The sequence below is a fragment of the Pseudomonas sp. GW458-11-26-14-LB4 genome (assembly GCF_059423925.1).
The window spans coordinates 85,689-104,000 of the sequence record NZ_JBWKYU010000010.1 but is presented as its reverse complement, the minus strand read 5'-3'; the positions used below and the strand labels follow the sequence as shown (position 1 = coordinate 104,000).

20 protein-coding genes, 1 pseudogene and 1 riboswitch are annotated in these 18,312 nt (G+C 62.2%); of the genes and pseudogenes, 4 read left to right on the top strand and 17 right to left on the bottom strand.

What is annotated here, in order from left to right:
* Positions 1-95 precede the first annotated feature (95 nt).
* Entirely contained in the window at positions 96-578 is a 483-nt protein-coding gene (locus AC07XZ_RS15270) for a hypothetical protein (protein ID WP_011333151.1), read from the top strand.
* Positions 579-724: 146 nt separating this feature from the next.
* Positions 725-1,996 carry an OmpP1/FadL family transporter gene (locus AC07XZ_RS15265; RefSeq protein WP_102687989.1) on the top strand — a complete coding sequence of 424 codons (1,272 nt, stop codon included), beginning with the start codon at positions 725-727 and terminating at the stop codon, positions 1,994-1,996.
* A gap of 97 nt (positions 1,997-2,093) precedes the next feature.
* Here AC07XZ_RS15265 and AC07XZ_RS15260 read toward each other — a convergent pair whose 3' ends face one another.
* From AC07XZ_RS15260 to cobO, 14 genes and pseudogenes are all read right to left on the bottom strand, one after another.
* Positions 2,094-2,654 (bottom strand): glutathione peroxidase, encoded by a 561-nt coding sequence (locus tag AC07XZ_RS15260; RefSeq protein ID WP_102687988.1) that lies wholly within the window; start codon positions 2,652-2,654, stop codon positions 2,094-2,096.
* Positions 2,655-2,709: 55 nt separating this feature from the next.
* Entirely contained in the window at positions 2,710-2,832 is a 123-nt protein-coding gene (locus tag AC07XZ_RS15255) for a hypothetical protein (RefSeq protein ID WP_007950415.1), read from the bottom strand.
* Positions 2,829-4,037 carry an MFS transporter gene (locus tag AC07XZ_RS15250; RefSeq protein WP_102687987.1) on the bottom strand — a complete coding sequence of 403 codons (1,209 nt, stop codon included), beginning with the start codon at positions 4,035-4,037 and terminating at the stop codon, positions 2,829-2,831. Before AC07XZ_RS15250 ends, AC07XZ_RS15255 begins: the two co-directional genes overlap by 4 nt.
* A gap of 54 nt (positions 4,038-4,091) precedes the next feature.
* A complete protein-coding gene (locus tag AC07XZ_RS15245; RefSeq protein ID WP_102687986.1) occupies positions 4,092-4,496 on the bottom strand; it encodes a MarR family winged helix-turn-helix transcriptional regulator in 405 nt (134 codons plus the stop codon).
* Positions 4,497-4,552: 56 nt separating this feature from the next.
* Positions 4,553-5,284 (bottom strand): adenosylcobinamide-GDP ribazoletransferase, encoded by a 732-nt coding sequence (locus tag AC07XZ_RS15240; protein ID WP_102687985.1) that lies wholly within the window; start codon positions 5,282-5,284, stop codon positions 4,553-4,555.
* Between the two features lies 1 nt (position 5,285).
* A complete protein-coding gene (gene cobC, locus AC07XZ_RS15235) occupies positions 5,286-5,861 on the bottom strand; it encodes an alpha-ribazole phosphatase family protein (protein WP_102687984.1) in 576 nt (191 codons plus the stop codon).
* Positions 5,858-6,913 (bottom strand): nicotinate-nucleotide--dimethylbenzimidazole phosphoribosyltransferase, encoded by a 1,056-nt coding sequence (cobT, locus tag AC07XZ_RS15230; RefSeq protein ID WP_102687983.1) that lies wholly within the window; start codon positions 6,911-6,913, stop codon positions 5,858-5,860. Before cobT ends, cobC begins: the two co-directional genes overlap by 4 nt.
* Positions 6,910-7,431, bottom strand: coding sequence for a bifunctional adenosylcobinamide kinase/adenosylcobinamide-phosphate guanylyltransferase (gene cobU / locus AC07XZ_RS15225; protein WP_102687982.1), 522 nt, complete (start codon positions 7,429-7,431; stop codon positions 6,910-6,912). Before cobU ends, cobT begins: the two co-directional genes overlap by 4 nt.
* Positions 7,427-8,885 (bottom strand): annotated as a pseudogene (locus tag AC07XZ_RS15220) (cobyric acid synthase); the annotation flags it as partial. The pseudogene AC07XZ_RS15220 and the gene cobU, both read right to left, overlap by 5 nt.
* Positions 8,882-9,889, bottom strand: coding sequence for a threonine-phosphate decarboxylase CobD (cobD, locus tag AC07XZ_RS15215; RefSeq protein ID WP_011333142.1), 1,008 nt, complete (start codon positions 9,887-9,889; stop codon positions 8,882-8,884). The gene cobD and the pseudogene AC07XZ_RS15220, both read right to left, overlap by 4 nt.
* Positions 9,882-10,790, bottom strand: coding sequence for an adenosylcobinamide-phosphate synthase CbiB (cbiB, locus tag AC07XZ_RS15210; RefSeq protein ID WP_102687980.1), 909 nt, complete (start codon positions 10,788-10,790; stop codon positions 9,882-9,884). The genes cobD and cbiB overlap by 8 nt, the downstream gene beginning before the upstream one ends.
* Entirely contained in the window at positions 10,787-11,437 is a 651-nt protein-coding gene (gene bluB, locus AC07XZ_RS15205) for a 5,6-dimethylbenzimidazole synthase (protein WP_102687979.1), read from the bottom strand. Before bluB ends, cbiB begins: the two co-directional genes overlap by 4 nt.
* Positions 11,434-12,729 (bottom strand): cobyrinic acid a,c-diamide synthase CobB, encoded by a 1,296-nt coding sequence (locus AC07XZ_RS15200; protein ID WP_102687978.1) that lies wholly within the window; start codon positions 12,727-12,729, stop codon positions 11,434-11,436. Before AC07XZ_RS15200 ends, bluB begins: the two co-directional genes overlap by 4 nt.
* Complete coding sequence (gene cobO / locus AC07XZ_RS15195) at positions 12,726-13,337, bottom strand: cob(I)yrinic acid a,c-diamide adenosyltransferase (protein ID WP_064378669.1); 612 nt, start codon at positions 13,335-13,337, stop codon at positions 12,726-12,728. Before cobO ends, AC07XZ_RS15200 begins: the two co-directional genes overlap by 4 nt.
* Before the next feature lie 81 nt (positions 13,338-13,418).
* Positions 13,419-13,644: riboswitch (cobalamin riboswitch) on the bottom strand.
* 166 nt (positions 13,645-13,810) lie between these two features.
* On the opposite strand from cobO, the gene AC07XZ_RS15190 reads away from it, so the two are divergent.
* Together AC07XZ_RS15190 and AC07XZ_RS15185 are read left to right on the top strand one after the other, a co-directional pair.
* On the top strand, positions 13,811-14,395 hold the full coding sequence (locus AC07XZ_RS15190) for a hypothetical protein (RefSeq protein ID WP_039769816.1): 585 nt from the start codon (positions 13,811-13,813) through the stop codon (positions 14,393-14,395).
* Positions 14,396-14,460: 65 nt separating this feature from the next.
* Positions 14,461-15,774: a PQQ-dependent sugar dehydrogenase gene (locus AC07XZ_RS15185; RefSeq protein WP_102687977.1), complete on the top strand. Its 1,314-nt coding sequence runs from the start codon at positions 14,461-14,463 to the stop codon at positions 15,772-15,774.
* A 65-nt stretch (positions 15,775-15,839) separates the two neighbouring features.
* On the opposite strand, the gene AC07XZ_RS15180 is transcribed toward AC07XZ_RS15185, so the two are convergent.
* The 3 genes from AC07XZ_RS15180 to hda all read right to left on the bottom strand — a co-directional run bounded on the left by AC07XZ_RS15180 (position 15,840) and on the right by hda (position 18,135).
* A complete protein-coding gene (locus AC07XZ_RS15180) occupies positions 15,840-16,376 on the bottom strand; it encodes a C40 family peptidase (protein ID WP_039769812.1) in 537 nt (178 codons plus the stop codon).
* A 219-nt stretch (positions 16,377-16,595) separates the two neighbouring features.
* Positions 16,596-17,216 carry a C40 family peptidase gene (locus AC07XZ_RS15175; protein ID WP_007950397.1) on the bottom strand — a complete coding sequence of 207 codons (621 nt, stop codon included), beginning with the start codon at positions 17,214-17,216 and terminating at the stop codon, positions 16,596-16,598.
* Between the two features lie 214 nt (positions 17,217-17,430).
* On the bottom strand, positions 17,431-18,135 hold the full coding sequence (gene hda, locus AC07XZ_RS15170; RefSeq protein ID WP_007950396.1) for a DnaA regulatory inactivator Hda: 705 nt from the start codon (positions 18,133-18,135) through the stop codon (positions 17,431-17,433).
* Positions 18,136-18,312: the final 177 nt, after the last annotated feature.

Genomic DNA, 18,312 nt, shown 5'->3' with positions numbered 1-18,312 from the left:
AGCGGCGTGATCCGCTTCCGGCGAGCCTGAGTCGATCCACAGCTGCCAAGCTCCCCTTCAGGTCTCGCCGCCCGATAACAAGATCCGAGGGTTTTATGGGTATCGCTGCCAGCGAACTGTGCCGTTATGTGATCCGTCCTACGCTGATCTACCTGGGACGCCACTGCGCAACTGCCGAATCCCTTCTGCTGGGCATTGCCGCCAGCCAGTCCGCCCTCGGTTCCGCCCTGCATGACCGCCGTGGCCACGGCCTGTACCGGATTGCCGAACACCGTCACCAGGCCCTCTGGGATCATTACCTGGCGCTGGACCCGGAACGCGCCAGCCTGGTTCGCGGCCTCGCCAGCCAACATGCATTTCTCAGCGGGCCGCACCTCGAACTGACGGTCAACCTGCGTTACGCCACGGCCATTGCATGGCTTCTGGTGGAAGAACAAAACCCCATCCTCCCCGAACCGGACGATCTGCTGGGCATGGCGCGCATCTGGCGTCAGACCTTCCAGCCTCAAGGTCGTCTGCGCGATTTCACCTGCGCCTGGCAAACCTGTGTTTCACCGCTGAATCAGGTCGCGTGCTGACCCGCCGGTTTCACAACATCGCCCAACGGGTCGCGAATCTGGTCGGATTGTCCTACAAAACCGCTCTAACTCAAGGCATACGGACTATAGCGCTGGGACGAAAATGTTGGTAATTTTCGCCCCGGTGATCACCAGGAGTTCTAATAATGAAAAAAGTCATGCTCAAAACCACCCTTAGCCTTGCCGTAACCGTGGCATCCACCCAGATCTTCGCAGCTGGCTTTGCCATCAACGAACACAGCATCAGCGGGATGGGGACTGGGTACGCCGGGCGATCTTCTTCTGCCGACGACGCAAGCACTGTTTACGGCAACCCTGCCGGCATGTCGCGCATCACGCGCGAACAAGTCACTGGCGGTGTTGCATTCCTCGACGCAAAAACCGATATCAGCGACGCCAGCTCCAGCCCGAACGGCGGCAGCAACAAAGGCGACATGGTGCCCTTCACCTCCGTACCTATGGGCTACTACGTCAAGCCGATCGACGAGCATTGGGCATTCGGTCTGGGTGTGTACGTACCCTTCGGCCTGATCACCGACTATGAAAACGGCTTCGCCGGCCGTTACTTCGGCAGCAAGTCAGAAGTCAAGATCATCACCTTCCAGCCAACGATCAGCTACAAGTTCAACGATGTCGTGTCGATCGGTTTCGGCCCGACCATCAACCGCATCGACGGGTCGCTGGAATCCAACCTGTCGATTACCCAGGCACTGCCGGACGGCAAGGTCAAGATCAAGGGTGACGACACCGCGCTGGGCTACAACATCGGCGTGCTGGTACAAGCTACCGATACCACTCGCCTGGGTCTGACTTACCACTCGAAAGTCGACTACAAGCTCGAAGGCAACACCAAGGTCAACTACGGCGCACTGGCGGCAGTCGGTCTGGGTGCCAACCAGAAGTACGACGCTTCGCTGAAGATCACCACACCTGAATCCGTGGACCTCTCGGTCACTCAGGCGATCAACGATCGCTGGAACGTCTACGCCGGTACCACCTGGACTCGCTGGAGCCAGCTGGAAAAGATCACCGTCAAGAACTCCGGCGTTCAGCCGCTGCTGGCTGGCCAGTTCGGCGAGATCACCGAAGAACAAAACTGGCATGACACCTGGGCTTACGCCATCGGTACGTCCTACCAGCTGAACAAGGAATGGGTACTGCGTACCGGTCTGACCTTCGACCAGTCGCCGACCAACAACGTCGACCGTTCGCCACGCATCCCGACCGGCGACCGGACCATCTTCAGCATCGGTGCCGGCTGGAGCCCGACCGAAGACCTGACCATCGACGTTGCCTACTCGTACCTGAAGGAAGAGAAGGTCAACATCCGCAACGAAAACGATCGCGGCCAGACCTACAACTCCCAGTATGAAAACTCGGCAAATGGCTTCGGTGTCGGCGCAACCTACCGCTTCTGATGCTGTACGGCGAGGCTGAGCTCCTTACCATTTGAGGCCTCGCCCATTAAAAAGCCCCGCTCTCTTCACAGAGGCGGGGCTTTTTGATGGGCGTCGATCAGGGTTTCAGCGGCTGGGAGGCAATGGCTTTCTCGATGGCTGCGAGAAATTCCGGATCATCCGGTTTGGTCAGGCTGGAGAAATTGGCGATCACCTTGCCCTGGCGGTCGATGACGTATTTGTAGAAATTCCACTTCGGTGCGCTGCTCTGTTTAGCCAGCACCTGGAACAGGTGAGTCGCATCGTCACCCCGGACCTTCTGTGGCTCGGTCATGGTAAACGTCACGCCGTAGTTGGCGTAGCAGACCTTGGCGGTCTCGGCGCTGTCCTTGGACTCCTGCTTGAAGTCATTGGAGGGCACGCCGAGCATTTCCAGGCCTTGGGCCTTGTAGCGCTGATTGAGCGCTTCCAGGCCCTCGAACTGCGGCGCGAAACCACAGAAGCTGGCCGTATTGATCACCACCAGCGGTTTGTCGGCGTAGCGCTGACACAGGTCGATGGATTCCTTGGCCCGCAACTTAGGCAACGAACCTCGCAACAGATCCGGACAGTCCGCGGCCTGGGCCAGTCCGGTCAACGCCATCAGCAACGCGGGAACAGCACACCAGCGCTTGAGCATGTCGGGCATCCTTGAGCAATCGTCAGACCTCGACGTTACTCGCCCTCCCGCCGGTCTAGCAAGCACCCATGCCCAACTGCATCAGCGCCAGCCCGCCCTGATGCCAGCCCCACCACACCAGCGCCAGCAACGCGGCGCCGAGTGCGGTGACGACGATCTGCGGCCAGAAACGGTTCATGCAGCGCTCGCACGCGGTTGCAGGCGCTCGACCGGACGCTCGCGCACCGGCCAGTTCAGCGCTGCCGCCAACAGGCTCAAAAGAATCGCTACTTGCCAGATCAAGTCATAACTCCCGGTCCGGTCATACACCACCCCGCCCAGCCAGCCACCGAGGAACGACCCCAACTGATGGAACAGGAACACGATACCGCCGAGCATGGACAGGTTTCGCACGCCAAACAAGGTTGCCACCGTACCGTTGGTCAACGGCACCGTCGACAGCCACAGGAAGCCCATGGCCATGCCGAACAGATAGGCCGAGGTCGTCGTCACCGGCAACCACAGGAACAGCACGATTACCACGGCGCGCAACAGGTACAACCCGGTCAGCAGACGCGGTTTGGACATCCGCCCACCGAGCCAACCGGCGGTGTAAGTGCCGAAGATGTTGAACAGACCGATCAATGCCAGCACCGTGGTGCCGACGCTGGCCGGCAGGTGCTGATCGACCAGATACGCTGGCAAGTGCACGCCAATGAACACAACTTGAAATCCGCAGACGAAGAAGCCGAACGCAAGCAGCCAGAACCCGGAGTGCGAACACGCCTCGCGCAAGGCTTCGGACAGGGTTTGTTCATGGCCGAGCACCGGCAGCGGCTTGTCCTTGAGCATGCTCACCAGCGGCACGATCAGCGCCACCAGCAAGCCCAGCACCAGCAACGCCGCCGACCAGCCGAGCCAGCCAATCAGCCCGAGGGTGCCCGGCAGCATGGCGAACTGGCCGAAAGAACCGGCAGCACTGGCAATACCCATGCCCATGCTGCGTTTTTCCGGCGGCACAGCGCGGCCGACCACGCCGAGGATGACCGAGAACGAGGTGCCGGACAGACCGATGCCGATCAGCAAACCGGCGCTCAGGGACAGACCCAACGCCGTTTCCGACAGCCCCATAAACACCAGGCCCAAGGCGTAGAGCACACCGCCGATCAGCACCACTTTTGCCGCGCCGAAGCGGTCGGCCAGTGCGCCGGTGAACGGTTGCGTCAGGCCCCAGATCAGATTCTGCAAGGCGATGGCAAAGGCGAACACTTCACGGCCCCAGCCGAACTGGGCACTCATCGGCGACAGAAACAGCCCGAAACCGTGCCGCACGCCCAACGACAACGCCAGAATCAGCGCACTCCCCAGCAACACCCAACCGCACGTACGCCACATCGAACTCATTGTTATTCTCCAGTCGCGGGTATATACCCGCTTAGATTCGGAAAAAACCGGCCCTCAGGCCAGTTCATCCAATAGCCGCAGCAAGGTTTCACGCTTCTCGGCACCCAGTCGGTCGATCAACCGCTGTTGCGCCGCTTCCCAGGCCGGCAGGGCTGCTACCAGGCGTTGCGCACCGGTTTCGGTGAGCCGGACGATGCGGTTGCGCATGTCCTCGCCCTCGGCCAGCGCCACCAGGCCCTCGCCTTCCAGCACCCGCAAATTGCGCCCGAGGGTGCTGCGATCCAGGCCCATCGCTTCGGCCAGTTCGGAAATGCTCGGCTGATCCAGCCGCTGCAGGTTGCACAGCAAAGAATACTGGGCAACGTTGATCCCGAAGCCGTCGAGAGCGCCGTCGTAATGCCTGCTGACGCCACGCGCGGCGCGTCGCAGGTTGGTGCACAAACACTGAGATGGAAGCATGATGCGTGTATATACCCGCGACTGTGTTAAATCAAGTTACAGATCAAAGTTACTTATCAAAACAAAGCCAGCCCGACCAGCACTGACATCTCCAGCAATTCCAGCAACGCGCCGGCTGTATCACCGGTGGTTCCGCCCAGTCTTCGCACCATCAAATGCCGCAGCCAGACGAACACGACAACCGCCAGCAGCAACGCCACGACAGCATTGAAACCGGCGATCACCACGCACGCTGCCGCACTCACCGCCAGCACCTGCCAACCCTTCTTGCGTGGCAGATGATCGGCCAGCGCCTGCCCCAATCCACCGGCCCGCACATAAGTCGTGGTGAGGAACAGTCCGAGCAGCGCCGCACGCCCGATCAGCGGCACGATGATCAACGCCATGCCCTGCTGTTGTTCGATCAAGGCCAGCAACGCGGCGAACTTGAGCAGCAACACCAGCACCAGCGTCACCACCGCGATCGGCCCGCTGCGCGGATCCTTCATGATCGTCAGCGTGCGCTCGCGATCACCGAAACCGCCGAGCCACGCGTCAGCGCTGTCCGCCAGCCCATCGAGGTGCAGCGCGCCACTGAGCAGCACCCACACCGTCAGCAACAGCGCCGCGTGCAGCAACAATGGCGCGCCGGCCAATGCGATATTCAGCGCCCAGAGAATCACGCCGAACAGCAAGCCCACCAGCGGATAAAACAGCAACGAGCGCCCGAGCTGTTCAGGCGCCGGCATGCCCGGCAGACGAATCGGCAGGCTGCTGAGAAATTGCAGGGCGATCCACAGGGGCAACATGTCAGAGCACTTCCCTGAGCGAACCGTCGGCCTCGACGATCAGCGAAAACAGCGCGCCGTGAGCGACTTCGACATTCAGCAGTTGTTCACGGGGCAAGCCACGGGCCTGCGCCAGCAACAGACGCATGACGCCGCCATGACTGACCAGCAACACCCGCTCACCCGCGTGCGCCGCGTGCAGTCGCATCACCGCTGCCAGCACCCGCGCCGAAAAGTCGCTGACCGGCTCACCCTGCGGCGGGGTAAACGCATAGGGATCTGCCCAGAACAAGCCCAGGCCCTCGGCATCGGTTTCCATCAACGCCGCCGCGCTCTGCCCTTCCCAGGCACCGAAATGCAGTTCTTGCAGATTCTTGTCCAGTGACACCGGCAGATCACGTTGCGCGCTCAACTCTTCAGCAAACCGCGCGCAACGCTGCAACGGCGAACTGACCAGCCGATCCCACGGCCCCTGCCCGCTCACCGCCTCGCGCATCTGCGCCCAGCCTTTTTCGGTCAACGCATCGTCGAGGCTGCCGCGCAGGCCGCCGCCGAGTTCGGTTTCACCGTGGCGCAGCAGATCCAGACGCAAGGTCATGCCGGGCGGTCCGCCACGGCGGCTTCGGCGAAGGTCGCCATCTGCCCGTGCAGGTCGCAGGCCAGACGCAGCAACGGCACCGCCAGCGCGGCGCCACTGCCCTCGCCCAGACGCAGGCCCAGTTCGAGCAGCGGTTCAGCGCCGAGGGTTTCCAGCACATGTCGATGACCCGGCTCGGCCCCGCGATGCCCGAACAGCAGCCACTCACGGCAGGCCGGATTCAGGCGTACTGCCACCAGCGCGGCGACCGTGCAGATGAACCCGTCCACCAGCACCGCCACACCTTCCTGAGCGCAAGCCAGATACGTGCCGACCAAAGCCGCAATCTCGAAGCCGCCGAGATTGAACAGGGTCTGCAACGCATCGCCGCGCTGTGCTGCGTGCAGGGCCAGCGCCCGCTCGATCACCTGCGCCTTGTGGCTGACGCCTTCGGCATTCAGCCCGGTGCCAGGACCGGTCAAATGCGCCACCGGGCAATCGAGCAGCGCACAGGCCAGCGCACTGGCGGCAGTGGTGTTGCCGATGCCCATTTCGCCGCCGATGAACAATTGCGCACCAGCAGCCTTCGCGCGCAGCACGCTGTCACGGCCGCCCTGCAAGGCGAGTTCACCCTGGGCCCGAGTCATCGCCGCGCCCTTGGCGAAATTCGCCGTGCCCGGGCCGATGTTCAGGTGACGCACGCCCGGAAGATTCAGCGACGGGGTCACTGTGCCCAGATCCACCACTTCCAGCTGCGCGCCAAGTTGCCGCGCCAGCACGCTGATCGCCGCGCCGCCGCTGACGAAATTCAGCAGCATCTGCCCGGTGACCTCCTGCGGAAATGCGGAAACCCCTTCGGCGACAACACCGTGGTCACCGGCAAAAATCGAAATCCAGACCTGATCGAGTGTCGGTTTGACCTGGCCCTGCAATCCGGCCAGTTGCACCGCCACCGATTCAAGCTGACCGAGCGAGCCGGCGGGTTTGGTCAATTGCTGCTGACGCGCCGCCGCGTTTTCAACGGCGTCCGTATCCACCGGTTTGCACGGGTTCAGCCACCAGGCTTGGGTCATAACGCAGGTCCTTTCAGAGTCAGAGGCAGGCCGGCGACCGTCAGGACGACTCGCTGACAACGCTCGGCCAGAGCTTGATGCAGCCAACCGGCTTCATCGACGTAGCGGCGAGTCAATTCGCCCAGCGGCACGACACCCATTCCGGTCTCGTTGCTGACAAAAATGATTTCACCCGGCAGCGACGCCAGGCATTCGAGCAGGGCTTCGCGTTCGGCGGCGAGGCGTTCGGCGTCGTCGAGCATCAGCAGATTGGTCAGCCACAGCGTCAGGCAATCCACCAGCAGGCAACGCTCGGCACTGGCGGTTTCGCGCAGGACACGGGCCAGTTCCAGCGGTTCTTCGATCAGCCCCCATTCAGCGGGACGGCGGGCGCGATGATGAGCGACACGCTCATTCATCTCGCCATCCAGCGGCTGGCTGGTAGCGATGTATGTCACGGCCAGCGCGCTGTCAGTGGCGAGTTTTTCGGCGAGGCGACTTTTGCCGGAGCGGGCGCCGCCGAGGATCAACTGGAGCATGGGGAGATTCCACAGAGTTCACGTAACAGCCCGGTATCCAGGTGCTTCTCCACCAGATCCGCCAGCCGCTCGATATCGCGTTCGCGCAGGCCGTGGTAATCCACTTCCTGTACATCGTTCAGGCCGGCCCAGCGCAACAGCGCCGCACTGGCCGCCGGCGATTCGAACAGGCCATGCAGGTAGGTGCCGAAAATCTGCCCGTCGAGACTTTGCGCGCCGTCGCAACGACCGTCGTCCAGATGCACAGCAGCATTTTCCAACGCAGTTCCTGTCGTCACGCCGGCATGAATTTCATAACCGCTGACCTCGGCATCTTCCAGCGCCAGACGCCCGCGCACATTGCGCAATTGCTTCTCGGCTTCGAGCTGCGTTTCAAACGCCAGCAGCCCCAGACCGGCGCTGGAACCTGGCGCGCCTTCAAGGCCCAGCGGATCGTGCACCTGCTCGCCGAGCATTTGCAGACCGCCGCAGATCCCCAACAGCTTGCCGCCGTAACGAAGGTGACGGCGGATGGCCGATTCCCAACCATTGGCGCGCAGATACGCCAGGTCACTGCGCACGCTTTTCGAGCCCGGCAGGATGATCAGGTCGGCGGGTGGAATTGTTTGTCCGGGCCCTACGAATTGCAGATCCACCTGTGGATGCAGACGCAGCGGATCGAAATCGGTGTGGTTGCTGATGCGCGGCAGCACCGGCACCACCACTTTCAGGACTTGCTCGGCCTTATCGGTCTGGCGCTGGTCGATGCCGTCCTCGGCTTCCAGATGCAGGTCCATCACGTACGGCAGCACGCCCACCACCGGTTTGCCGGTGCGCTGTTCCAGCCAGTCGAGGCCCGGTTGCAGCAAGGCGATGTCGCCGCGAAAACGGTTGATGATGAAGCCTTTGACCCGCGCCTGCTCGCTCGGCGACAGCAGTTCCAGCGTGCCCACCAGATGGGCAAACACCCCGCCACGATTGATATCGGCGATCAGCAGCACCGGACAATCCACCGCTTCGGCGAAGCCCATGTTGGCGATGTCGCCGGCACGCAGATTGATCTCGGCTGGCGAGCCCGCACCTTCGACCATCACCAGCGGATACGCGGCGCTCAAGCGCTCGTGGGAAGCGAGCACGGCCTGCATGGCGATGGCTTTGTAGTCGTGATAGGCGACGGCGTTCATGCTGGTGACCGCGCGGCCGTGGATGATGACCTGGGCGCCGGTGTCGCTGTTGGGTTTGAGCAGCACCGGATTCATGTCGGTGTGCGGTTCGAGAAACGCCGCCTGGGCCTGCACCGCTTGCGCGCGACCGATCTCGCCGCCGTCGGCAGTCACCGCGCTGTTGAGCGCCATGTTCTGCGGCTTGAACGGCACCGCGGCAACGCCCTGGCGGGTGGCCCAGCGGCAGAGCGCCGTCACCAGCGTGCTTTTGCCGGCGTCGGAGGTGGTGCCCTGCACCATTAATGTGGTCATGCTGGTTTTTCCATGGAGCAATGCTTGGCGAATGCTTGCAGGGCTTGCTCAAGGCGCGCCTCGTCGGCGGCATCGGCGGGCAGCCCGAAACGCAGGCTGCTGTTGTGCGCGAACAGGCGCAGAAGAATGCCGCGGCGGGCCATGAATTCGTGCAACGCGGCGGCCTGTTCGGTGATCAGCCACTGAAACAGTGCGCAGCCGCCCTGCGGTTTGAAGCCGTGGCGCTCAAGCAACGCAGCCAGCCGTTCGCTGGCCTCGTCGCTGCGAATCCGCTGACGCGTGTGGCCTTCGGTGTCGCGCAAACAGGCCTGACCCAGCACCCGCGTCGGTCCGCTGACCGCCCAAGGGCCGACCTGTTCGGCCAGCAACCTGAGCAACTTGCGCTCGGCCAGCACGAAGCCCAGCCGCACACCGGCCAGACCGAAAAACTTGCCGAACGAGCGCAGCACGATCAACCCAACCTGATGCGCATGCGGGGCGAGACTCAGCTGCGGCGTGTTGTCCATGAACGCTTCGTCGACCACCAGCCAGCCGCCGCGCTGGGCCAGCCGTGCGTGCCAGTCGAGCAGACGTGCCGGGGTCAGATTCAGACCTGTTGGATTGTTCGGATTGACCACCACCAACACGTCGAGGCTGTCGAGAAAGAAGTCGACTTCCTGCTCCAGCACCTCGCGCACGATATAGCCGCTGCGCCGCCAGGCTTCGGCATGCTCGGCATAACACGGTGAGAGCACGCCGACCTTACCGGCGCGACGCAATCGCGGCAGCAGTTGAATGGCCATCTGCGAACCGGCCACCGGCAGCACCTGGCTGGCACCGTAATAATCGCAGGCGGCCTGCTCCAGACCGTCATCGTTTTCCGGCAAGCGCGCCCACGCCCGAAGCGGAATATCCGGGACCGGAAACGGCCATGGCGCCAGACCCGTGGACAGGTCGAGCCAGTCTTCTTCCGCGATGCCGTATTCGAGCGCCGCCCTGCGCAACCGGCCACCGTGCTCAAGCATAGAATTCAGCCCCCACGCAGAGAATCAGCAGCCATAACCATACCCCGCGCTGGACCAATTGCCAGCCGCGATCAATGGAATCGGCATCCGCCGGCACGCCCTCGCCCAGTTGCGGACGCTCGTGCAGCTCGCCGTGGTAAATCGCCGGACCACCCAGCTCGACGCCCAAGGCACCCGCGCCGGCGGCCATCACCGGGCCGGCGTTCGGGCTGTCCCATTTCGGCGCCTGAGTCCGCCAGCATTTCAGCGCCAGTCGGGTTTTGCCGAGCAGCGCGTAGGTCAACGCCACCAGCCGTGCAGGAATGTAGTTGAGGACGTCGTCGATTTTTGCCGCTGCCCAGCCGAAACGCTCGAAGCGCTCGTTGCGATAGCCCCACATCGCGTCGAGCGTATTGCTCAGACGATAGAGCACCACGCCCGGCGCACCGGCCACGGCAAACCAGAACAGCGCGGCGAACACCGCATCGCTGCCGTTCTCCAGCACCGATTCAGTGGCGGCGCGGGCGACGGCGGTGCTGTCCAGCTCATCGGTCTGACGGCTGACCAGATAACCCACACGCTTGCGCGCCTCCTCCAGATCATCGGCGCGCAAAGCCTTGGCCACCGGCTCGACGTGCTCACCCAGGCTGCGCATGCCGAGGGCGCAATACAGCGCAAGAATCTCGACGACCCAGCCCACATACGGCGCCCAGGAAAACGCCGTGACCAGCAGGGTCAGCGGCAGCACCGCGATCACCCACGCGGTGACACCATGGCTGCGCCAGCCACGACCAGCGCTATTGAAACGTTGCTCGATGCGCCCGGCGAAATTGCCGAACGCCACCAGCGGATGCCAGCGTTTCGGTTCACCCAGCAGCGCGTCCAGCGCAACCGCGGCGACACTCAACAACGCCACACTCATTGACTCACTCCCCAATAATTTTCATACAGCAGCTCATTGAGCGGACGCGCCTGCGCCCACCCTTCGAGTACCAGCATCGGCGCCGGATAGAATTCCTTGACCGGCCCCAGGCAAAGCACCGCCAGCGGCTTGGCCCCGGCCGGCAGTTTCAGCAGATCGGCCAGCGCCTGTGGCTCGAACAGCGACACCCAGCCCATGCCCAGGCCTTCGGCACGCGCGGCGAGCCAGAGATTCTGGATTGCGCAGGACAACGACGCCATGTCCATTTCCGGCAGCGTGCGACGACCGAAAATATGCCGCTCGCGATCATCCATCAACGCGGCGACCAACACTTCGGCGCAGTCGTTGATGCCCTCGACCTTGAGTTTCATGAATTCGTCACTGCGCTTGCCGAGGGCTTCGGCGGTACGCACACGTTCTTCTTCAACAAGGTTCTGGATCTGGCCACGTAGCGCGCGGTCGCTGATACGGATGAAGCGCCACGGCTGCATCAGGCCGACGCTCGGTGCCTGGTGTGCGGCTTCAAGCAATCGTCGCAACACGTCACGCTCGACCGTACCGCCGCTGAAGTGGCGCATGTCGCGGCGTTCGGCGATGGCGCGGTAGACCGCTTCGCGCTCGGCGTCAGTGAAGGCGTTGTCGGTCATGGCACCAACAGTGCGGCAATCGCCGACGGATTCGACGGGAAGTAAAAATGCACGTACGAGGCGGTCATCCGTCCTTGCCGATACACCGCTTCGGCACCGCGCCCGCCGTTGGGGCTGTGGCCACGGGCAATCGGCGTCAGTTCGGTGGTGGTCAGGGAATGGTGATAGGTGTGGCCGCGCAGCAGACCTTCCGGCAGGTCGACCTCTTGCAGCGCCAGTGCGGCGAGGCGCTTTTGCATCACGGCGTCGCCACTCAACAAGCCGACCAAATCAGCGCGGGTGCCTTCGACATCGGTCAGCGAGTCGAGCAGGTACAGCATGCCTCCACATTCGGCGAGCAGCGGTTTGCCGGCCGCATGATGCGCGCGGATCGCTTTGAGCATGTCGGCGTTCTGCGACAAGGCAACGTGGTGCAATTCCGGATAACCGCCTGGCAGGTACAGACTGTCGGCGTCGGGCAATTGCGTATCGCGGATCGGCGAGAAGAAACTTAACTCGGCGCCCATCGCCCGCAACAGATCGAGACTGGCGCCGTAGGTGAAGGCAAAGGCTTCGTCGCGGGCGACGGCAATTCGTACGCCTTCTAGTAGTTTTTCTGTCTCAACGATTGCTGGCGCGGCGAACTCCACGGCGGGTGGCAGCGCTACCTCGCAAGTGCCGGCCAATGCTTCGGCGGCGGCGTCGAGGCGCAGGTCGAGGTCATTGAGTTCGCTGGCCTGCACCAGCCCCAGATGACGGCTCGGCAGTTCGATCCCGGTTTCCCGGGACAATGCGCCGTACCAGCGCAGGCCTTCGGTGAGGCTGCCTTCCAGCAACTGCGCATGGCGCACCGTGCCGACACGATTGGCCAGCACGCCGGCGAACGGCAGATCCGGCTGATAGCGCGCCAGGCCTAGCGCCAGTGCGCCGAAGGTCTGGGCCATGGCCGTGCCGTCAATCACGCCAAGTACCGGAACGCCGAAATGCCGCGCCAGATCGGCGCTCGACGGCGTGCCGTCGAACAGGCCCATCACGCCTTCGATCAGAATCAGATCGGCTTCCGCGGCGGCTTCCCACAACAGGCGACGACTTTCCTGCTCGCCGACCATCCACATGTCCAGTTGATAGACCGGCGCACCGCTGGCGCGCTCAAGGATCATCGGGTCGAGAAAGTCCGGGCCGCATTTGAACACGCGAACCTTGCGCCCCTGATTGCGATGCAGACGGGCCAGCGCGGCGGTGACAGTGGTCTTGCCCTGGCCGGAGGCCGGTGCGGCGATCAGTACCGCCGGGCAGTGACGTGGTTGATTCAAAGTTCGACGCCTTTCTGCGCTTTGATGCCGGCCTGGAAGGCGTGCTTGATCATGCCCATTTCGGTGACGGTGTCGCCCATCTCGAGCATTTCCGGCTTGGCAGCGCGGCCGGTGACGATCACGTGCTGCATCGGCGGACGCGCTTGCAGATCGCTGAGTACCTGATCCAGATCGAGGTAACCGTGCTTGAGGGCGATGTTCAGTTCATCGAGCACCACCAGACCGATCGACGGATCACGCAGCAGTTCGCGGGAGACTTCCCAGGCCGCTTCGGCGGCGGCGATGTCGCGCTGGCGGTCCTGGGTTTCCCAGGTGAAGCCCTCGCCCATCACATGAAAACGCACTTGCTCGGGGAAGCGGCGGAAGAACAGTTCTTCGCCGGTGCTGTTGCGCCCCTTGATGAACTGCACCACACCGCACTGCATGCCGTGGCCCATGGCGCGGGCGAGCATACCGAACGCCGAGCTGCTTTTGCCTTTGCCGTTGCCGGTCAGCACCAGCACCAGGCCGCATTCGTCTGGCGAATTGGCGATGCGCTCATCGATCACGGCTTTTTTGCGCTGCATGCGCGCCAGGTGGCGCTCGTCGCGTTCGGGGGAATCAGTCATGGGGGAGCTCTCCGTTGAGGCTGGATAACGGCGGGCAGGCACAAGAATAGACGGCAACAAGCCTGGCATCGCCCACCGTGATGCCGCTGGATGGATCAGGCCGGTCTCCGGGCTCATGAGCGGCTGGTGCCTGGCTGCGCGCCTTCCCGCTGTTAAGCAGTGGCATCAGACGCAGCTTTTACTCATTTACCGTTGCGGGGGCAGCGCCGGGATCGTGAGGGTTCATCGCTTGAAGACCCGCCTCACCGGCTTCCCTGTTTCACTCTGTCGACATGCGCCACAGAGCACCTGAAACAAGCCGCGAAGGTTAGAGGGTTGGGGGTGGAGCGTCAATTGAAGAGGGGCTTGTGCGGCGAATAACTGCCGTCGATCAATTAACTGACGCCAATCTTGTGCCACACTGCCAGCAGTGATATCAAAGAGCCATGCTTTTTGACTGCAGAGAGCACATCACAATAACAAGGGAGAGCACCATGCAAGGCATGATCATCAGCAATCCGCGGCTGGAATTCCTGCGCCCGGTGCTGGAACGCTGGTTTGACTGTATCGACCGCTACAACGCCGTGCGCGGCGACAATGACACGCCCTACTGGCATGACGAAAAAGCCAACCTCGGCCTGCTGTCGGCCGCTGCGTGGATGGCCGAACTGGTCACCCTGCGCGACACCGCCACCCGCAAACAAAACGAAGAAGGCGAGCGCAATGCCCGCGCCGACCTGTTTATCGCCGGTGCCGAGGATCGCGCCTTCATTCAGGCCACCCAACGCTGGCCACGCGTCACCAGCCTGAATCTGACGCAGGCCCTGGCGGATATCACCAGCGACGCCAAGCGCATCAGCTACGCCAGCGACCTGAAACTCGGTTGTCTGTTCGTCGCCCCGCAAAAGGCCCAGCACAGCGCCAGCCCGGAAGAGTTGCAGGACATGGTCGACGACCTGCAAAAGGAACACACCTGCGCCGTCGCCTGGTACTTCCCTTACGCCTACCGCAAATTGCGCAGCGAAGCCGGCAACTATCACCCCGGCATTGCCGTGCTGTTCAAGGAAGCCCGCGGCTGAGGGTTGAACCATCGGGCTTGTGCGCTTCTCTATGTTTAGGAATGCATTCATAGGGAAGATCAGCAATGCGCAAGCCCCAGTTCGTTTTCGTCATCATGATCGCCGGAGGGCTCGCCGCCTGTGGTGAATCCTCCAGCCTGCAAGTCTCCGACGGCACCGGCCCGTCACCGAAACTGCCCGAACCGAACAAGACCCTGATCCCGACGGTGAACATCGCCCCGGCCATCGGCTGGCCGGCCGGCGCCAAACCGACGGCAGCGACAGGTACGCAGGTGGCAGCCTTTGCCGAGAATCTCGATCACCCGCGCTGGCTGTACGTGCTGCCCAACGGCGACGTGCTGGTGGCGGAAACCAACGCTCCGCCAAAACCGGACGACAGCAAGGGCATTCGTGGCTGGGTGATGAAAAAGGTCATGGGGCGTGCCGGTGCTGGCGTTCCCAGCCCGAACCGCATCACCCTGCTGCGCGATGCCGATCATGACGGCGTGGCCGAGACCCGCACGGTGTTCCTGCAGAACCTCAACTCGCCGTTCGGCATGACCCTGGTCGGCAACGATCTGTACGTGGCAGATACCGATCGCCTGCTGCGCTTCAACTACGAGCCCGGCGCGACCGAAATCAAGAGCCAGCCAATCAAGGTCGTCGACCTGCCGGGCGGGACGCTCAACCATCACTGGACCAAAAACGTCATCGCCAGCAAAGACGGCAGCAAGCTGTACGTCACCGTCGGCTCGAACAGCAACGTCGGCGAAAACGGCCTCGATCAGGAAGAAGGCCGCGCGGCGATCTGGGAAGTGGATCGCGCCACCGGCAACCACCGGATTTTCGCTTCGGGCATCCGCAACCCCAACGGCCTGGCCTGGGAGCCGCAAAGCGGTGCGCTGTGGACTGCCGTCAACGAACGCGATGAGATTGGCAGCGATCTGGTGCCGGACTACATCACATCGGTCAAGGACGGTGGTTTCTATGGCTGGCCGTTCAGCTACTACGGCCAGCACGTTGATGTGCGCGTGGAACCACAGCGCCCGGACATGGTGGCCAAGGCCATCGCTCCGGACTACGCCGTCGGCCCGCACACCGCATCACTGGGCCTGACCTTCGCCGAGGGCAATCGCTTGCCGGCACAGTTCAAGGAAGGCGCATTCATCGGCCAGCACGGCTCGTGGAACCGCAAACCGCACAGTGGCTACAAGGTGATCTTCGTACCGTTTGCCGCCGGCAAGCCGAGCGGAACGCCAGTGGACGTGCTGACAGGTTTCCTCGACAAGGACGAGAACGCTTTGGGTCGCCCGGTCGGCGTAGTGATCGACCAACAAGGTGGATTGCTGGTAGCCGATGACGTGGGTAACAAGGTGTGGCGGGTGTCAGCGACCCGCTAGTGTGTTGCCGGCATAAAAAAACCCGTGGGAGCCATTCAGCTCCCACGGTTTTTTATGTATCTGGGTTACGGGTTATGCGCCAGATGCTCTGGCTGCAAAACGCGCTTGGCGCTCAGATAAGCCTTCTGCCAATACGCCTTCGACAGACTGTCCAGCTTCACCGTACCACCGGTGGCCGGCGCATGAACGAAACGCCCTTCCCCGACGTAGATCCCCGCATGACTAACCTGAGAGCCGCCATTGGTGGCGAAGAAGATCAGATCGCCGGTTTGCAGCCCTTCCTTGCCGACATTCGGCGCCTGCATCACGATCATCTCGCGGGTCGAACGCGGCAGGCTGATGCCGGCGGCATCGCGGTAGACAAAGCCGATCAGGCCGCTGCAATCAAACCCGGAGTCCGGTGTATTGCCACCCCAACGATAAGGTGTGCCCACCAGCCCGAGCGCGCGGAACAGCACGTCTTCGGCAGCGGGAGAAAAGGTCTGGGAGGATCCGAACACGATCGGAGCGCGAACCACCGGCGCAGGCGGCGGAGTGCGGCTGGCGCAGGCGCTGAGCAGCGCGGCGAAGAACATCAAGGCAAAGCGGGCCGACATCGTCATATGCAGAACATCCTGATCTGGCTGCGGCTTTGACTGCCGATTCGATAGAAAACAAAACCGCCTGCGTTGGGACGCAGGCGGTTTGCCATCAATATAGATCAGGATTCTAGCGGCTACGCGGCAAACTTCAAGTAAGACTTTAACTTCACCTTGTAAAGTTTAAGTCTATTGCCTCAGAAGGGCTGCTTTGCCGCCACGAGCGTGGCGACAATCGAGTGATTACTTGCGAGCGGTAACCACGGTTGGAGCGTTCGCCAAAGCGCGTTTGGCTTCGATGAAGGTCTTGCTCCAGTAGCTGTCGCCCAGGCTGTCGATGCGAACACCGCCGCTGCGACGAGAGCTGGAATGGATGAACTGGTTGTCGCCCAGGTAGATCCCGGCGTGGCTTACACGACCGCGACGACCATTGGTGGCGAAGAACAGCAGGTCGCCCGGCTCGAGGTTGCTGCGCGAAACCAGCGGCGCATCAACGTTGATCATTTCGCGGGTGGAGCGCGGCAGATTCATGCCGGCTTCTTCGCGGAACAGGTAGCCGATGAAACCGCTGCAATCGAAACCGGCTTCAGAGGTACCGCCGAAACGGTAACGGGTGCCGATCAGGGACATGCCGCGTTCGAGGATGCTGTCGGCCAGAACCGGAAGCTGGTAAGGCTTCTTGCCGTTGAAGTCGGCGAGTTCTTTTTCGGTGTCCAGCTCTTCCTGGTAAATAACGGAAGACTGGGCGGTGGCAGAATTTTTAGCCTGTTGTTGCTGCTCTTGATTAACAGGTGAATGAGCAGCGCAACCGAACAACAGGGTGACGAGTGCGAGAGGCACGAGGGGTGCGAAGCGCTTTAGCATGGGCACGACCGTGGCTGATAGTTGTAAAGAAGCCGAGACTATGCCCGCTATCAGCCTCATTTGCAAATTCAATCGATCTTTTTGTGACTTCCCGGTTTCTCGTTAACATCTAAGCGCTTAAGCCTATTTGAATCGAGACGCGGCCTGTGCAACCCACAGGAAAGCGGGTTTTCTGGCGCCTGAAATATGCCGAAACCGGCTGAAAGCCCCGGTTTTACCAGCCCAGGGTTTCTTTCAGGAAGGGAATGGTCAGCTTGCGCTGAGCCTGCAAAGAGGCCTGATCGAGCTGCTCCAGCAGATCGAAAAGCGCGCTCATGCTGCGGGTACCGCGAGTCAAAATAAAATGCCCGACTTCGTCGGTCAGGTGCAGACCGCGACGGGATGCGCGCAATTGCAGGGCACGTAATTTGTCTTCATCGGAGAGAGGACGCATCTGGAAGATCAGCGCCAGGGTCAGGCGTGATTTCAGGTCGGCGAGTTTGATCGGCAGTTCACGCGGTGAAGTGGATGCGGCGATCAGCAGACGCCGACCGCTGTCGCGCAAACGGTTGAACAAATGAAACATCGCCTCTTCCCAGTCCGCCTTGCCGGCAATCACCTGCAAGTCATCCAGACAGACCAGTTCGTACTGTTCGAGGTTGTCGAGAATTTCGATGCCGCGATCCATCAACTCGGCCAGCGGCAGGTACACCGCCGGCTCCCCCATCTGCTCGAAGCGCAGGCACGCGGCCTGCAACAGATGCGTGCGCCCTACCCCGTGCTTGCCCCACAGATAGATCAGGCTTTCGGTCCAGCCGGCGTCGGCTTCGCATAGACGCTCGACATAGCCGAGTGCAGCGGCATTGGCGCCTGGGTAGTAGTTGATGAAGGTGGCGTCGTCACGCAGACGCACACCTAGGGGCAGCTGAATCGGTTTCATGCTGACTGAACAGTTCCCAAGGAACCGTTAGTGGCCTCTGTGTAAAGTGAGCGAAGTTTATACCCGTGAAGCGGAGCGCACAATGCGACAGACCCCAAGCAAAATCAAAGGTTTGCGTTAACGTGCTGGTTTTATGACAGTTTCTTTGGCGCCATGGCCTGCATGAGACGGGCCAAC

Bases quoted from the DNA above. Each gene is read 5' to 3' on its own strand.
- AC07XZ_RS15240 (WP_102687985.1), bottom strand. From the start codon at position 5,284: ATGTTGCCCCTGTGGATCGCCCTGCAATTTCTCAGCAGCCTGCCGATT.
- cobU (WP_102687982.1), bottom strand. From the start codon at position 7,431: ATGCTCCAGTTGATCCTCGGCGGCGCCCGCTCCGGCAAAAGTCGCCTC.
- AC07XZ_RS15190 (WP_039769816.1), top strand. From the start codon at position 13,811: ATGCAAGGCATGATCATCAGCAATCCGCGGCTGGAATTCCTGCGCCCG.
- AC07XZ_RS15185 (WP_102687977.1), top strand. From the start codon at position 14,461: ATGCGCAAGCCCCAGTTCGTTTTCGTCATCATGATCGCCGGAGGGCTC.
- cobC (WP_102687984.1), bottom strand. From the start codon at position 5,861: ATGACCTTGCGTCTGGATCTGCTGCGCCACGGTGAAACCGAACTCGGC.
- bluB (WP_102687979.1), bottom strand. From the start codon at position 11,437: ATGACCGACAACGCCTTCACTGACGCCGAGCGCGAAGCGGTCTACCGC.
- AC07XZ_RS15175 (WP_007950397.1), bottom strand. From the start codon at position 17,216: ATGCTAAAGCGCTTCGCACCCCTCGTGCCTCTCGCACTCGTCACCCTG.
- AC07XZ_RS15250 (WP_102687987.1), bottom strand. From the start codon at position 4,037: ATGAGTTCGATGTGGCGTACGTGCGGTTGGGTGTTGCTGGGGAGTGCG.
- cobT (WP_102687983.1), bottom strand. From the start codon at position 6,913: ATGACCCAAGCCTGGTGGCTGAACCCGTGCAAACCGGTGGATACGGAC.
- hda (WP_007950396.1), bottom strand. From the start codon at position 18,135: ATGAAACCGATTCAGCTGCCCCTAGGTGTGCGTCTGCGTGACGACGCC.
- cobD (WP_011333142.1), bottom strand. From the start codon at position 9,889: ATGCTTGAGCACGGTGGCCGGTTGCGCAGGGCGGCGCTCGAATACGGC.
- cobO (WP_064378669.1), bottom strand. From the start codon at position 13,337: ATGACTGATTCCCCCGAACGCGACGAGCGCCACCTGGCGCGCATGCAG.
- AC07XZ_RS15245 (WP_102687986.1), bottom strand. From the start codon at position 4,496: ATGCTTCCATCTCAGTGTTTGTGCACCAACCTGCGACGCGCCGCGCGT.
- AC07XZ_RS15270 (WP_011333151.1), top strand. From the start codon at position 96: ATGGGTATCGCTGCCAGCGAACTGTGCCGTTATGTGATCCGTCCTACG.
- AC07XZ_RS15180 (WP_039769812.1), bottom strand. From the start codon at position 16,376: ATGACGATGTCGGCCCGCTTTGCCTTGATGTTCTTCGCCGCGCTGCTC.
- AC07XZ_RS15255 (WP_007950415.1), bottom strand. From the start codon at position 2,832: ATGAACCGTTTCTGGCCGCAGATCGTCGTCACCGCACTCGGCGCCGCG.
- cbiB (WP_102687980.1), bottom strand. From the start codon at position 10,790: ATGAGTGTGGCGTTGTTGAGTGTCGCCGCGGTTGCGCTGGACGCGCTG.
- AC07XZ_RS15265 (WP_102687989.1), top strand. From the start codon at position 725: ATGAAAAAAGTCATGCTCAAAACCACCCTTAGCCTTGCCGTAACCGTG.
- AC07XZ_RS15260 (WP_102687988.1), bottom strand. From the start codon at position 2,654: ATGCTCAAGCGCTGGTGTGCTGTTCCCGCGTTGCTGATGGCGTTGACC.